15 protein-coding genes and 1 pseudogene are annotated in these 12,329 nt (G+C 64.0%); 5 read left to right on the top strand and 11 right to left on the bottom strand.

What is annotated here, in order from left to right:
* Positions 1-100 precede the first annotated feature (100 nt).
* The 3 genes and pseudogenes from AADX97_RS22100 to kdsB all read left to right on the top strand — a co-directional run.
* Positions 101-355: a UPF0175 family protein gene (locus AADX97_RS22100; RefSeq protein ID WP_374235426.1), complete on the top strand. Its 255-nt coding sequence runs from the start codon at positions 101-103 to the stop codon at positions 353-355.
* Positions 345-830 carry a DUF3368 domain-containing protein gene (locus AADX97_RS22095; RefSeq protein ID WP_374235425.1) on the top strand — a complete coding sequence of 162 codons (486 nt, stop codon included), beginning with the start codon at positions 345-347 and terminating at the stop codon, positions 828-830. The genes AADX97_RS22100 and AADX97_RS22095 overlap by 11 nt, the downstream gene beginning before the upstream one ends.
* A gap of 69 nt (positions 831-899) precedes the next feature.
* Positions 900-1,421, top strand: a pseudogene (gene kdsB / locus AADX97_RS22090) (3-deoxy-manno-octulosonate cytidylyltransferase); the annotation flags it as partial.
* A gap of 225 nt (positions 1,422-1,646) precedes the next feature.
* Here the strand turns inward: kdsB and AADX97_RS22085 are convergent.
* Complete coding sequence (locus AADX97_RS22085; protein ID WP_374235424.1) at positions 1,647-1,934, bottom strand: hypothetical protein; 288 nt, start codon at positions 1,932-1,934, stop codon at positions 1,647-1,649.
* A 159-nt stretch (positions 1,935-2,093) separates the two neighbouring features.
* On the opposite strand from AADX97_RS22085, the gene AADX97_RS22080 reads away from it, so the two are divergent.
* Positions 2,094-2,453 (top strand): hypothetical protein, encoded by a 360-nt coding sequence (locus AADX97_RS22080; protein WP_374235423.1) that lies wholly within the window; start codon positions 2,094-2,096, stop codon positions 2,451-2,453.
* A gap of 302 nt (positions 2,454-2,755) precedes the next feature.
* Here the strand turns inward: AADX97_RS22080 and AADX97_RS22075 are convergent, their stop codons facing one another.
* The 7 genes from AADX97_RS22075 to AADX97_RS22045 form a co-directional block, all read right to left on the bottom strand.
* Positions 2,756-2,878 carry a hypothetical protein gene (locus AADX97_RS22075; protein WP_374235422.1) on the bottom strand — a complete coding sequence of 41 codons (123 nt, stop codon included), beginning with the start codon at positions 2,876-2,878 and terminating at the stop codon, positions 2,756-2,758.
* A 407-nt stretch (positions 2,879-3,285) separates the two neighbouring features.
* Complete coding sequence (locus AADX97_RS22070) at positions 3,286-3,900, bottom strand: hypothetical protein (protein WP_374235420.1); 615 nt, start codon at positions 3,898-3,900, stop codon at positions 3,286-3,288.
* A 3-nt stretch (positions 3,901-3,903) separates the two neighbouring features.
* Positions 3,904-4,464, bottom strand: a complete 561-nt coding sequence (locus AADX97_RS22065) for a hypothetical protein (protein WP_374235419.1) — start codon at positions 4,462-4,464, stop codon at positions 3,904-3,906.
* 347 nt (positions 4,465-4,811) lie between these two features.
* Positions 4,812-5,162, bottom strand: a complete 351-nt coding sequence (locus AADX97_RS22060; protein WP_374235417.1) for a DUF5615 family PIN-like protein — start codon at positions 5,160-5,162, stop codon at positions 4,812-4,814.
* Positions 5,159-5,410, bottom strand: coding sequence for a DUF433 domain-containing protein (locus AADX97_RS22055; RefSeq protein ID WP_374235416.1), 252 nt, complete (start codon positions 5,408-5,410; stop codon positions 5,159-5,161). The genes AADX97_RS22060 and AADX97_RS22055 overlap by 4 nt, the downstream gene beginning before the upstream one ends.
* A 332-nt stretch (positions 5,411-5,742) precedes the next feature.
* A complete protein-coding gene (locus AADX97_RS22050) occupies positions 5,743-7,902 on the bottom strand; it encodes an AAA family ATPase (protein WP_374235415.1) in 2,160 nt (719 codons plus the stop codon).
* A gap of 2 nt (positions 7,903-7,904) precedes the next feature.
* Complete coding sequence (locus AADX97_RS22045; RefSeq protein ID WP_374235414.1) at positions 7,905-8,330, bottom strand: hypothetical protein; 426 nt, start codon at positions 8,328-8,330, stop codon at positions 7,905-7,907.
* A gap of 50 nt (positions 8,331-8,380) precedes the next feature.
* Here AADX97_RS22045 and AADX97_RS22040 point away from each other — a divergent pair, with 50 nt between their 5' ends.
* Positions 8,381-9,451: a helix-turn-helix transcriptional regulator gene (locus tag AADX97_RS22040; RefSeq protein WP_374239319.1), complete on the top strand. Its 1,071-nt coding sequence runs from the start codon at positions 8,381-8,383 to the stop codon at positions 9,449-9,451.
* 162 nt (positions 9,452-9,613) lie between these two features.
* Here AADX97_RS22040 and AADX97_RS22035 read toward each other — a convergent pair whose 3' ends face one another.
* The 3 genes from AADX97_RS22035 to aroE form a co-directional block, all read right to left on the bottom strand.
* The gene (locus AADX97_RS22035; RefSeq protein ID WP_374235412.1) at positions 9,614-10,300 is read right to left on the bottom strand and encodes a hypothetical protein; all 687 of its coding nucleotides are present in this window, start codon (positions 10,298-10,300) and stop codon (positions 9,614-9,616) included.
* A gap of 318 nt (positions 10,301-10,618) precedes the next feature.
* Positions 10,619-11,494, bottom strand: coding sequence for an NAD(P)-dependent oxidoreductase (locus tag AADX97_RS22030; protein WP_374235468.1), 876 nt, complete (start codon positions 11,492-11,494; stop codon positions 10,619-10,621).
* A gap of 5 nt (positions 11,495-11,499) precedes the next feature.
* Positions 11,500-12,321: a shikimate dehydrogenase gene (gene aroE / locus AADX97_RS22025; RefSeq protein WP_374235411.1), complete on the bottom strand. Its 822-nt coding sequence runs from the start codon at positions 12,319-12,321 to the stop codon at positions 11,500-11,502.
* Positions 12,322-12,329 lie beyond the last annotated feature (8 nt).

Raw genomic sequence — 12,329 nt, 5'->3', positions numbered from 1 at the left:
GCCGCACGGAGAGACCTGGATGCCATCGTTGATTGCATTGCTGCGGACAGCAATGACAATGCACTTGCCGTACTCGATCGGTTGCAGACGGAGGTTGACGATGACACAACTGACCCTGGACATGCCGAATGAGGTCTTTGCGACCCTGCGTAAAGACCCCGAGGAGTTTACGCGCGAGCTGCGGATTGCTGCCGCGGTTAAGTGGTATGAGCTGGAACTCGTCTCGCAAGGTCGCGCGGCGGAAATCGCAGGGGTGACACGGGCCGAGTTCATCACGGCACTCGGTCAATACAAGGTCAGTCCATTCCAGTACACGGCGGATGAGGTCTTGGCGGAGCTGAACGATGCCGATTGATCGGGTCGTGATCAATGCATCGCCCTTGATCACTCTATTTCGGGCGGGACTTCACCCGCTGCTTCCGAAACTGTTTTCGGAGTTGCTGGTTCCCGAGGCAGTCTGGATCGAGGTGGTCAGCCGCACCTATGACGATCCGGCGACGCGTGGCCTACCCCAGTCAGTTTGGGCACGGAAGACAGCGACCACGGTCGACCCGGCCGTTGCCGTATGGAGCCTGGGTGCAGGCGAAACCGCTGTGCTCTCGTTGTCCTTGCACAGCCCGGGTTATACGGCCATCGTCGACGACCGCGCGGCAAGGCGCTGCGCTCGCGTTCTGGGGGTGCGAACAATGGGTACCGCTGGAATCGTTGTGCTTGCCAAGCGCAAAGGTTTGATCGCGTCGGTGGAAGATGCGCTCCGACAGCTACAAGGCGCGGGGTTGTGGCTCTGCGAGGATCTGATCGTGGCCCTCGCGGCCGAATCGGACCGCTGATTTCTGCCGGGTGTGCGGGGATCGGACTTTTGATAAGGCAAAAGTCAAGACCCGACCCCGTAAGGTTAGATCACCGAGGTGATCGCGCAGCGTGGCTGGGACGAGGATACGGTGGTGGTCAACCTCCAGGGCGACGAGCCCGCGATGCCCGCATCCCTGCTCGATCAGGTCGCGACCGATCTGGCGGCCATCCCCGGCCTCGGCATGTCGACCTTGGCCGCGCCGATCGCCGACCGCGCGACCCTGTTCGATCCGCATGTCGTCAAGGTCGTGACCGATGCCCGCGGCTATGCGCTCTACTTCTCGCGTGCCCCCATGCCCTGGCATCGCGACGAATTCCTCGGCGATCGAGCGGCCCTACCGACATCCGTCGCCTTCCTGCGGCATATCGGACTCTATGCCTATCGCGCCGGTTTCCTGAAGCGGTACCTGAGTTGGACGCCTTCGCCGTTGGAACTGGCCGAGTCGTTGGAGCAGCTCCGCGTCCTCTGGCACGGCGAACGGATCCACGTGGCCATGGCCGAGTCCGAGCCCGGACCCGGGGTCGACACCGTGTCGGATCTGGCCAAGGCCGAGCGGCATCTGGTCTAGGAGCCTGTCCGGCTTAGGGGGATCGAAGCGAGGGAGCGGGAGGGCGAGGCCGGTTCGTTCCGATTTTGAGGCGCATAGTGGGGTCTATGTAACGAAAAAGCGGGGCGAAACGGGCCGTCCTCCCACTTCCGCAGCCGATTCATCCTAAGTCGGACAGGCTCCGTCGTTGCGCCTTGCTACGGCCGGTGCCGCAGTGGCTGGGCCTCATCGCGCGCAGGCGTCGCGTCAGGCGGGCAGGGTCGAGGTCAGACCGGCCAAGAGGTCTTGCATCTCGTGCGTCAGATCGCCGCTTGCCTGGTCTCTGATGCGGATCTGAAGGATCGCGCTGGCTCGGTGGCTGGCGCGGCCGTACTGGTCCATCTGAATCGGCGGTCTTGCCCGATCCGATTCCAGCACGACGATCCCCTCGCCGGGCAAGATGTCGATTAGGTGCCAGAGCTGGCCGCCATGTTCGCAGCGACGGCCGATCAAGGCCCGCAGCCGCCCGATCAGAGCGGCATCGATGGATTGCATCTCTGTCATCCGGATACCTGCGGTTGGCTTGAAAACCGGCGAATCCCCTAAGCTCGGAGCGGCCCCCAAGCGTTAAATGGCTATCGAAAGGCGCTTTTTCACCCGGGCCGACGCTGTTTGTCGTTGCGACGAAAGGACGGCTCCCGGCTGCACCCATGCTTGTTGGGATCACACCTGTTCCGGTTCATCGTCGAGCGCGGGGAGATCGTCGCGGACCAGTCCGTGGGTCGGCTCTATCGGGATCTCGAGCAGATGTTTACTGCCGACGAGGCCGAGGATGACTTTGCAATCCAGTGGCGGGTGGGCGATCGGTCGCCGAACGATACCTTTTTGATCTGCACGGGCGGTCTGCGCGACAGGCTGGGGCAGGAGGCGTTGGAAGCGCTGTTTCGCACCGAGCGCCCGCTGGAGGCGCATGCGGCGGATTTTTTCTCGACAAAAGCCCGCGTCCCACGCAGCCGCTTTGCAGTTCCGCCCTCTCACCGCCGATGGCAGGGTTGTCACCGAGGAGACCATTGAGCGTCTGCCCGATCAAGCAGGGATCCGATGCGCCCTGGAACCTGACAATCGGCTAATCTGGCCTCGGTCAATGACACTTAGGGCACCAGTTTGTGTTCTCGTGCATACTGTCGAAATGCACGACTTACGGCTTAAGCATTTGGAAAGAGCTTATTGAGCTCCGGGTCTATTGTTACGACATTGGAGCCTTTGCAATACCGTTTTGCATACTCCCCGCGAACACCGGATTTGATGAGCTCGGCAGGGTATTCCGGCCGCATCTCTTGATCACATGATCACATGATCACATGATCACTTGATCATCATTGGTCATGGGCTTTACGCGCTTTAGGCGTCATCCGCCGCGCGGAGATGCTTCGAATGAGCTCCGAGCGTTCGGTGAAAGAGACTACTGAATATTCGCCTCCCTGCGATCGACCAAACAAAAGGAAGCGTTCTTACCCTTGCGAATCGTCCGGATCGGAGACAGCGGACAAGAGCTCGACCCCGAATGCTTCCATTACCTTCCGCAGTGGGACGCCATGCTTCTTGCTGCTTGCTTGCGCTTTCGATTAGTCCCATTCGAAATCGATGGTCATTTGGTGCCTGCTGCCCTAACGTTATGCATACCGCGACCGGAACCCCGCCAGCACTGTGCCCGACGTCTCGCTGTGAGCTACGCTGGCGGATCAGGCTCGCAGGTAATTCAACTCTTAGGCGATTCTTCTTTCTTGGTTTCCGGAATACCGTGGTTTGTCCGTCGTTTTAGTCCCATTCGAGCATGGCTCCTTTCCTCATTGCGGTTCTACTCGGGCGCCAAAGGGGACCGCCCGAGACTGGCAAGGGGAGGCATTCAGAAGCCCATCATCTGACGCAAGGCTTCTTCAGCAGCTTTCCGCATTCGGGAGCAGTCGATTTCGGTGCTCGTTTTGGGGTCGATAGCCGGAAAGGCGTCTTTAACGGTGTTGTACCAGCCGTTGTCCGATGCCGAGCGTTCCCATTCCGTCGATAGAACAAGTTCCTGAGGCTTCTCCTCTGCATCCCAGGTTGCCAGGCTAATGTAAATCAGTAATTGATTCTGGACTATGGCGATTTGGACTAAGGTGTCAATCCGGGCTTCTTGGTCGTTGGGATGATAATGCGTACGGTAGAAACCGGAGTCCCACAGTGTGTCTAGAGATGGAGGGCATTCTTCCTGCTGCATGTCATCAATGGTCCAAGGTTCGGTCACGCCGCAGGCTTCCAGTGCCGGTTTCCAGACCGAATCCCAGATACTGAGATAGAGAAGGGCGAAGTCGGTCTTTACTGTGGCTGCGGCTAGTACGCTCTGGTAGTAACTGGGAAGCTCATCCCACTCCAGATTATCCGGCAGGTAGCTTTTGCCCTGTTCGGATAGGGTATTGATCGCGGTGCGAACACCGTGAGAAGCACAATAACTTCTGACACTTTCTGGAATGACAACGCTCATGGTCTAGACTCCTGTTGCTCGTCGAAGCATGTTTCGGCGGAAAATTCGGTATTGCTCGTTATCGAGCTTCTCGGAAGCGGCCTGCATGTTCTTTTCCAGGCGACGCAGAAGTGTGTGCCACGACAGCATCGTCCAGGCGCGATACTGATCCTGAATATTCTTGTGCGCACTGATGTCTGGAGCAATGAAAAACAGCGAACATTCATCGTAGTTCTTACTTGTCCACTTTTCGATGTCGTCGAGCTGACCCTTGGTTGCGTGATGCTCGAATTTGAATTCCAAGACCGCCGCCCGCGTTCTTCCTTCCCGCATCAGCTCGACCAGCAAATCGATGCGGCGCGTTCTCTTTCGCCAAGCGATCTGATGTTCCGCGACGATTCGCAACTCGGTGCGATTCGCTTTGGTGGTATCGATCGGTGGGTCACCACTCAGGTCGAAGAGCGTTTGCATGAATACCGCGCATCGGGCGGCCGCATGCGAGTCCTTTGTGGGATCGAGATAGCTGGACAGGGTCTCCGTAACCTGTCGCTCCAGTAAGCGGCCTCCCCAATCGAGCGGTTCCATGCTGAACGCGTGACCGGGAGACTCGATGTCGCCGTAAAAGCATTTGACTGCGTGCTTGAGCTCCGCCCATGGATACACGGGCACTGCCCCAGGCTAGGCAAGGCGCTCGTGACCCGATCGGTCAAGAGATCGAAATACCAGGAGACGGGGCGTGAATCCCATTTTTTTCTAGGCACTTGCGAGAGAGTTCTCAGGTTTGGATCCATAGCTTTTCTGCCATCTAGAACGAAAATGCGACAGTGGGGCCCGCAATGGCGCGTTCTTCAGAGCCACGGCATCGTGACCCGGTCCTGCAAACGCGCAGTACGCGATTGCTGGATACGACTCTTTTTTGCTCCCTGCACGTTTTAATCCGCGGGCCGAATCCGGACCCGATCCGACGTGACTGTCAGTATAGCGCCAAGGGCAAGCTCAAGCTCGAAGCGTTCCAGCACAGTCACGCAGTATTGCGCCTGCTGGCGACCAGGGATGTTGACCAGCCGGACGATGCCGCGATGCGGTTTGCCGTAGACAATGGCCAACTCGCCGAAGTCTTTATCAAGGGTGATCAGAACACAGCCTTCGTCATAAGCGTTGCGCATGATCTCCTCGTCTCCCGGGTCCGGATCGGTCTCACCCATCCAGCGCACATCGTGCCCGGCCGCGGTCAAGACCGCGGTCGCCCCGCCCCAGACGCAGGTATCCAGCAAGAGCTTCATGCCGCTGCGTTGACGATCAGTGGCTCGATCCGTTCATGCTCAACCAACCGATGTGCATAAGCCAAACAGGCGAGGATGTCCTCCTGCTCCAACCAGGGATAGCCTTCGATAAGGGTCTCGAAATCATCACCGGCCGCAAGCATTCCCAGGACATGCTCTACTGCCAGTCGACGGCCGCGGATGATCGGTTTACCGCCGAAGATGGCTGGATTGACCGTAATGCGTTCCAACAGTTGGTTTTCGTTCATCGTAAGGCACTCTTATCGATTGATTGTCGATGACCGGTTACGCGTGCGTGCTGTCTTATCGCCGTCATTCTCCGGTTGTTGGTTTGGTTGCCGAGACATCATTCGTGACTCTCCGTCCTTTGTGGCACGTGGCGCAGAGCGCCATGGGCATGCGTGACACCGCGGAGCGGATGTCACGAGTTCTTTCAGGTTTGGGGCGCGTGTCTAATGGTCGAGGCCGTTGCCACGCCCATCTCGGAACCTGTCGGGTCCGACATTCGGCTGCGGAGATCTGCTCCACGCCGACATGATCCCGCTTGATCGTGACGATGGGCTCCCGCTCCCCACGGATGTCAGGCCACGCTCGGGCGAGCTTCCCCCTTCATCCGACACTCCCCGGACAACCGCCGCAGGAACTGCTCCGGCGTGAGCGTCTCGCCGAGGAGTGTACGCTGCCGAGCGACGGTCGCGAAGTCGCCGGGCGTGAGTGTCTCCATTGCCGCAAGGTGTCGCGCGAGATCGGCCGGAACCGGGACGGCGGCATCCCCGAGGGCCTCGCGCGCGAAGAGCGCAAGCCGTTGTGCCGGTGCGAGCGCCCGAAAATGCAGCTTGAAGTCGAACCGCCGCAGCGCGGCGGGATCGATCCCGGACATGAGGTTGGTCGCAGCGACGAAGATGCCGGGGTACTGCTCCATCTGCTGGAGCAGCTCGTTGACCTGGGTACGCTCCCAGCTGTAGCGGGCCTCGCGTCGGTCGCCGAGGAAGCTGTCGACCTCGTCGAGCAGCAGCAGGCTGTGGGCGGGGTCGCAGTCGCGAAAGAGCCGGGCGAGGTTCTGCTCGGTCTCGCCGAGGTAGGGGGATATGAGATCGGAGGCGCGGCGGGCGATCAGCTCGCGATCCAGCGCCTCGGCGAGGATCTCGGCGAAGGCGGTCTTGCCGGTGCCGGGCGGGCCGTAGAAGCAGAGGCTGGCGTGGCCGGTGCGATCGAGTGCCTGGACGATGGCGCTCGGGGCGATGCCGCCGGCGAGGTTGAGGAAGGCGACGTCGAAGGCGATGCCGGGGCGGCGCCGCGGCGGGGTCGGGGCGCCGTGCAGGAGGCTGCGCATCGCGGCGAGGCCGTGGCGCACGGTCGGCTCGGGGGCCGTGTCGGGGCGCAGCTCGAGCAGGCGGCGCGCGGCGCCCAACTGTGCCGGGGCCAGGGCGGCATCGTCGGCCAGTGCATCGAGCAGGGCCGGCGGCAGGCCGCAGTCGCCGAGGTGTGACTCGGCGATGCGTCGGCGCACCGAGCGCGGCGGGGTGGTGCAGGCGAGCGGCAGGAGGAAGCGGCGCAGGAAGGCCGGATCCATGCCGTCGGTGCTGTTGGTGATCCAGATCGCGGGGACCGGGTTGTCTTCCAGAGTGCGGTTCATCCAGCCCTTCTGGTGTCCCGAACCGGCCCGACCGCGCAGCAAGGCGATAAAGTCGTCGTCGGTCTCGAAGACGTCCTCGACCTCGTCGAAGATCAGGAGGGCATCGCGACGCCGTTCGAGCAGGCGTTGGGCGAGCAGATAGGCCGAGAGACGGCCCTTGCGCGAGAGTCCGTCGCCGTCCTCGTCGGCGCTGCGCACCTGGAAGGCGCGCAGCCCGCAGGCGTCGGCCAGGGTGCGGGCGAGCTCGGTCTTGCCGGTACCGGGCGCGCCGTGCAGCAGGGCGTTGACGCCGACGGCGCCGGTCGTCGCGGCGCGTCCGAGGATCGCTTGCAGGTGCGCGAGGGCGTCGGCGAGATGGGGAAAGGCGCTCGGCGGCCAGACGGCGGGGGGTGCCGGCTCGATCAGGATGGCGAGGAGTGCCTCCGCATCCGTCGGCTCGGCATCGATCAGCTCGCGCAGCAGGCTGGTCGGGCGGACGAAGTCCTCCAGGTCGCAGGGATCGCCCGTGTAGTCGAGCAGACCGAGGCGACGCAGCGGGGCTTGGCGGGTCAGGGCCTCGCGCAGGGTGCGCTCGGGGATCGCGAGGGCCGCGCTCAGGCGCGGCCGATTGATGCGCGCGGTGGCCTGCTCGTAGCGACGCAGGACGAACCGCAGCGGCTCGTGGACGTCGCACTCGACGAGATAGGCGAGGATCTGCAGGTCGGTGGGATCCAGTCCGAGACTCTCGCCGAGGATCGCGAGTGCGGGTATCGCCGGCTCCGCCGCATCGGCTGACGCCAGACGGGTCAGGAGGCTGCGCGGGATGCGTTGGAGCAGCCGACGCAGACGCCCGCGTAGGACGGCATCGTCGGCCGGTTGCACGGCGTCGTCGTCGGCGTCCGCCCAGGCGTCGTCCGGGTCGCGACCGACGGCGTTGGCCAGGAAGGCCGCCACCTGCTCGGGCTCGAACAGCGGCAGACACAGGGTCCAGAGCGCGCCGAGCGTGGATCGGTCGTCGAGTTTGGGATACGCGCGAACCAGTCGCAGGGCATAGCACGCGGCCCGCCGCGCCGAGGCCGGCACGGCGGCGAAGTCCTTGCGCCAGAGTGTGCGGGGTTGGGGCATGCTCAGTCCTCCCGCGTCCAGGGTTGCAGGCGGCGACCGTCGAAGTGCCAGGTCAGCAGCTCGCCGCGTGCCGGGCCGCTGTCGATGAAGAGGCCGAGGACCAGGTCGAGCGGCTCGTTGAAATAGGTGCTCCCGGACTCGCGCTCGCCGTCGACGACGGGCGGATCCAGCACCTCCATGACCACGGCGGGCTGACCGTAGCGCGGGATACGGCGGTTCTTCAGCCCCGTTTTCCAGGTCACCAGATCGCCGACCGCGAAGGTGTGACGCTCCTGGAAGGCGCGGCAGCGGGCGGCGAGTGCCGCGCCGATGTCGCCGCCGAGATCGTCGAGCGGCTCGTTGTCGAGCAGGTCATGCGGATGCTCGTCGCTCAGACCGATGCGGGCGAGCAGCTCGCGCGAGGAGAGAGAGCGGTCGTGTCGGGACATGATGGAGACCTCGTCGGTGGGGCGGATTCGGCGACAAGATCCATTTAACCATGGGCATGCGTCACACCCTGTCGTACACTCGGCACATGAGCGCAATCCACACCACCCGTGTCGCCCGTCTCGATCGCTTGGAGTTTCTGCTGCCGCGGGACGTGTCCTTCGTCGAGTCCTGTCCGGACGGCGCGCGTCTGCTCGCAATCATCGGCGATGCCTACGGCGCGCAGAACGAGAAGGCGCGTCGGCGCGCACTGCAGCGCGATCTGGACGAGTTGGTGAAGGAGGGGCGGATCGAGGCGGTCAATCCCGGCGGCAAGCCGCTGCGCTATCGGCGCCTGACGGATGACGTGAACGAAGACCCGCCGGTCCTGCAGTTCGCGCTGCAGCAGGTCCGCGACCTGATCGCCGAGTATGTGCCCATGCGCCAGCTCGATCGGTTCTGGCAGCGCGTGCTCACCGAGGTCGAAGGTCCGGTGCTGGATCGCACCCGGCTGCGGATCGTTCCGGATACGCTGCGGCTGCAACCCGTGGAGCTCCACCCGAAGGTGTTGAGCGCGGTCATCGATGCCTTGGCGCAAGGCCGTGCGCTGGATGTCACCTATCGCAACGCCGAAGACTTGTGCGCACCGGCGCGCATCCATCCGCAGGCGCTCCTTCAGCGCGGCCCGATCCCCTATCTCTTTGCGCTGAAGAACGACGAGGACGCGCCGCTGCGGCTCTATGCCCTGCACCGGATGGTGCGGGCGGAGGTCGTGAGCGACACGCCCGCGCGGGCCGCCGCGGGGTTCGACCTGGACCAGGCCATCGCGCGCGGTCAGGCGGATTTCGGTCGAGGCGAGCTGATCGATCTGGAGCTGCGGGTCCGCGGGTATCTGACCACGGTGTTGACGGCCTGTCCGCTTGAGCCCGGCCAGTGGTTCGAGGACGAGCCGGAGGGCTCCGCGTTCGATCTGCGGGTGTCGGCGCGGGTCCCCTCCACGGGGCAGCTGCTGCGCTGGTTGCTCGGGGCGGGGGACAATCTGGAGGTGGTCTCCCCGCCCGACTTGCGCCATGTGGTGGCGGCGCAGGCGGGGAAGATGGCTGCTATCTATGCCGATTCGCCCGGAGCGAGCGGCGAGGATTGAGGCTTCGGCCGCGCCTTTCTCCGGGCTAGCCTTGATCATCGTCCCGGCCAGTCGCTGACGAATCGTGCGTAGTCAGGGCTTCCAGCCCTCTGTCAGGCCAAGATGGCCTGACGACGCAGTCGGCCGCCCATGTGGTAACGGGTTATGACCAAGGCATCGGGCTCAATGGCGCGGTGCGTCCTCGATCCCGACACCGGCGAGGAGCAAGGCGAGACGCTGGCGGGCCGGCGCGACATCGACGCCGTGCGCGGCACGTTCTTCGAGCAGACGGATCGCCTGATCCGCGAGCTCGGCGCATAGCTCGGGGTCGAGGATCTGCAACACCGCGGCGACCTCCTCGAGCGTCGCCGAGAGGACGGCCGGGGCGAGCTGGTTCGGTCCGATCGGCGACTCGGGATGGAGCAGATCGGCCACCAGTGGATGCTCGAGCAGGCGAAAATGGATCTCGCGGGCCTCTTCCTCTTCGGCAAGCTCCTGTCCGGCGAGCGGATCGACACCCGCTGCGCGCTTGACGGCCTGCATAATGAGGGCGATGAGCTTACGGATCGCCGTGCGTTCCTCGGTGTGGGTCTCCGGCAGCCCGAATGACTGCTCGTAGTGCCGCTCCAACGCTTCCTTGAGACCCAGGACGATCTCGCTGCCGGCGTCCGGCGGCAGCTCGACGGCCTTTTGGACGAGTGCGCGAAAGTCCGTCCGGAAGGCTTCCATCTCCTCGTGATCCGCCCGTTGGGCGGCGAGCAGATCCTCGGGCGGGATCTCTTGCGGCGGCCAGGCGAAGAGCGGGTTCTCGTGTCGGCGCCTCAAATGACGCTCGCGCCGACCGGGTTTGTGGGTGAAGGGGAGCTCCATGGGATTCTGACGCCTTGCAAGGTGTGATGTGGTCGGGAGGATCGCGATCGCTGTGTCGGAGGCGGTTCGCTGGGCTCAACGCATCCCGCACTGTCCGAGGGCCGTAGGTTGTGCCGAGCCGTGCGAGGCACAACCAACCGACGGTGGACGTTGTGCTTCCTATCGTCAGCACAACCTACAGGAATGGATGTCGTCGGAAATCGGGTTCGTGCAACCTGTAATCCGAAAATCCGTAGCGCGGCGGGTGGTTGCGAACCGTGTGCCGGTGCCGAGCCTCCGCGCTCTTTGCCCCGAGGGTTCGTGTGGCGCTGCCGTCGGTTACCCCTTCGATGGTGTCGATGCGCTCACCACCTCGTAGAGCGCGGAGTAGTCCTGATCGGCAAGACCCGCGGCCACCGCGTCGGCGCAGACCGCCTCGATCGCCGTGATCACTCGGGTGTCTAAGCCTGCGGCTTCGCCGACGCGCGCGAAGAGTCGCACATCCTTGAGCAGGTGCTTGAGCGGGAAGCTCGCACCGGAGTAGTCGTGGCTCAGATATTTGCCGAGCTTCTTGTCGAAGGTCTTGGCATGGAGTGCGCTGCCGCGCAGCAGGGTCATGAACTGCTCGACATCGATGGCCTCGCGGCGGACCAAGGCGAGGCTTGTCGCGAAGCTGGCGGTCAGCCCGGCGATCAGCTGGTTCATGGCGAGCTTGAGAGCGGCGGCTTGTCCGACCGGGCCGATCCACTGGGGGTCGCGGCTGAGGTCGCGCAGGAGGGGGCGACAGCGCTCGAAGAGATCCCGGTCGCCGCCGGCCATAAGGATCAGGGTGCCCTCGCGTGCCTCGGGCAGACTGCCGAGCACCGGTGCTTCGAGGTAGTTGCCGCCGAGCGAGGCGACTTGTTCGGCGATCGCTCGGCTTTCGGCGGGTGCGATGGTGCCCATTTGGATGAGGACGCGACCACGCAACGCGATCGGATTGGTCGGATCGAAAAGGGTGTCGGAGATTGCCGCCGCGTCGCTCAGAACGAGAAGGATCCGCTCGGCGGCGGCGACGGCCTCGGCGGGTGTCAGCGCGAGGTCGAGTCCACGGCGCGACGCCGCGTCGCGATTGGCTTGGCCTCGGTTCCAGCAGATGACCTCCCGCCCCTGGCGCTTTAGCCTCAGGGCGATCTCCGAACCCATCAGACCCAGGCCCAACACGGCGGTCTTCATCATCCTTACTCCGGGTGTCTAAGCATTGCGATGACGGCTGCGGTATCCGGACGAACGCCGCGCCACAACCAAAAGGATTCGGCCGCCTGCTCGATGAGCATACCCAATCCATCGAGCGACCGGGCGGCGCCGTGTCTTTGTCCCCAACGACGGAAGGCGGTCGGCGTGTCGGCGTAGAGCATATCGTAGGTCCAGCCGCCCGAGGCGAGACAGTCTTCGGGGATGGCAGGGACGGCGTCGCTCAAGCCGGCCGATGTCGCATTGATGATGAGGTCGAACCGCTCGCCCTCCAACTGATCGAAGCCGCGTGCCTGTGCAGGTCCGAAGGGGGCGCCGAGATCGGCAAGCTGCCGGGCCTTGCCGGAGGTTCGGTTGGCGATGACGAGGCGCGCGAGTCCGCTCTCGAGCAGCGGCACCAGCACGCCGCGCGCCGCACCGCCGGCCCCGAGCAGCAGGACTTGTGTGCCCGGGAAGCAAAAACCGTGATTCTCGGCAAGATCGCGGACGAGGCCGACCCCGTCGGTGTTGTCGCCGCGGAGTCTGTCGTCGTCGAGCAGAATTAAGGTGTTGACCGCACCGGCGATCTCGGCCCGCTGCGAGCGCTCGTCTGCGAGCGCCCAAGCCGCCTCTTTGAAGGGCACCGTGACGTTGAGTCCGCGACCGCCGCTCGCGAGGAAACGCCGGACCTCGCCGGGGAAATCATCCGGATCGCCGAGGATGCGCCCGTAGTCGAGATCCTGGCCGGTCGCGCGTGCGAAGGCGGCATGGATCAGCGGCGACTTGCTGTGGGCGATGGGGTTGCCGATGACGGCGTAGTGGTCCGGCATGGGCGTAG

The sequence above is a fragment of the Thiocapsa sp. C2-2m genome (assembly GCF_041903745.1).
Lineage (GTDB): Bacteria > Pseudomonadota > Gammaproteobacteria > Chromatiales > Chromatiaceae > Thiocapsa > Thiocapsa roseilacustris.
Note: the sequence above shows the minus strand (reverse complement) of the source record. Positions and strands in the feature narration are given on the sequence as shown.

Excerpts from the sequence above, each read along its gene's own strand:
- AADX97_RS22100 (WP_374235426.1), top strand. The coding sequence starts at position 101 with ATGACACAACTGACCCTGGACATGCCGAATGAGGTCTTTGCGACCCTG.
- AADX97_RS22095 (WP_374235425.1), top strand. The coding sequence starts at position 345 with ATGCCGATTGATCGGGTCGTGATCAATGCATCGCCCTTGATCACTCTA.
- AADX97_RS22085 (WP_374235424.1), bottom strand. The coding sequence starts at position 1,934 with ATGCAATCCATCGATGCCGCTCTGATCGGGCGGCTGCGGGCCTTGATC.
- AADX97_RS22070 (WP_374235420.1), bottom strand. The coding sequence starts at position 3,900 with ATGAGCGTTGTCATTCCAGAAAGTGTCAGAAGTTATTGTGCTTCTCAC.
- AADX97_RS22065 (WP_374235419.1), bottom strand. The coding sequence starts at position 4,464 with ATGGAACCGCTCGATTGGGGAGGCCGCTTACTGGAGCGACAGGTTACG.
- AADX97_RS22060 (WP_374235417.1), bottom strand. The coding sequence starts at position 5,162 with ATGAAGCTCTTGCTGGATACCTGCGTCTGGGGCGGGGCGACCGCGGTC.
- AADX97_RS22055 (WP_374235416.1), bottom strand. The coding sequence starts at position 5,410 with ATGAACGAAAACCAACTGTTGGAACGCATTACGGTCAATCCAGCCATC.
- AADX97_RS22050 (WP_374235415.1), bottom strand. The coding sequence starts at position 7,902 with ATGCCCCAACCCCGCACACTCTGGCGCAAGGACTTCGCCGCCGTGCCG.
- AADX97_RS22045 (WP_374235414.1), bottom strand. The coding sequence starts at position 8,330 with ATGTCCCGACACGACCGCTCTCTCTCCTCGCGCGAGCTGCTCGCCCGC.
- AADX97_RS22040 (WP_374239319.1), top strand. The coding sequence starts at position 8,381 with ATGGGCATGCGTCACACCCTGTCGTACACTCGGCACATGAGCGCAATC.
- AADX97_RS22035 (WP_374235412.1), bottom strand. The coding sequence starts at position 10,300 with ATGGAGCTCCCCTTCACCCACAAACCCGGTCGGCGCGAGCGTCATTTG.
- AADX97_RS22030 (WP_374235468.1), bottom strand. The coding sequence starts at position 11,494 with ATGAAGACCGCCGTGTTGGGCCTGGGTCTGATGGGTTCGGAGATCGCC.
- aroE (WP_374235411.1), bottom strand. The coding sequence starts at position 12,321 with ATGCCGGACCACTACGCCGTCATCGGCAACCCCATCGCCCACAGCAAG.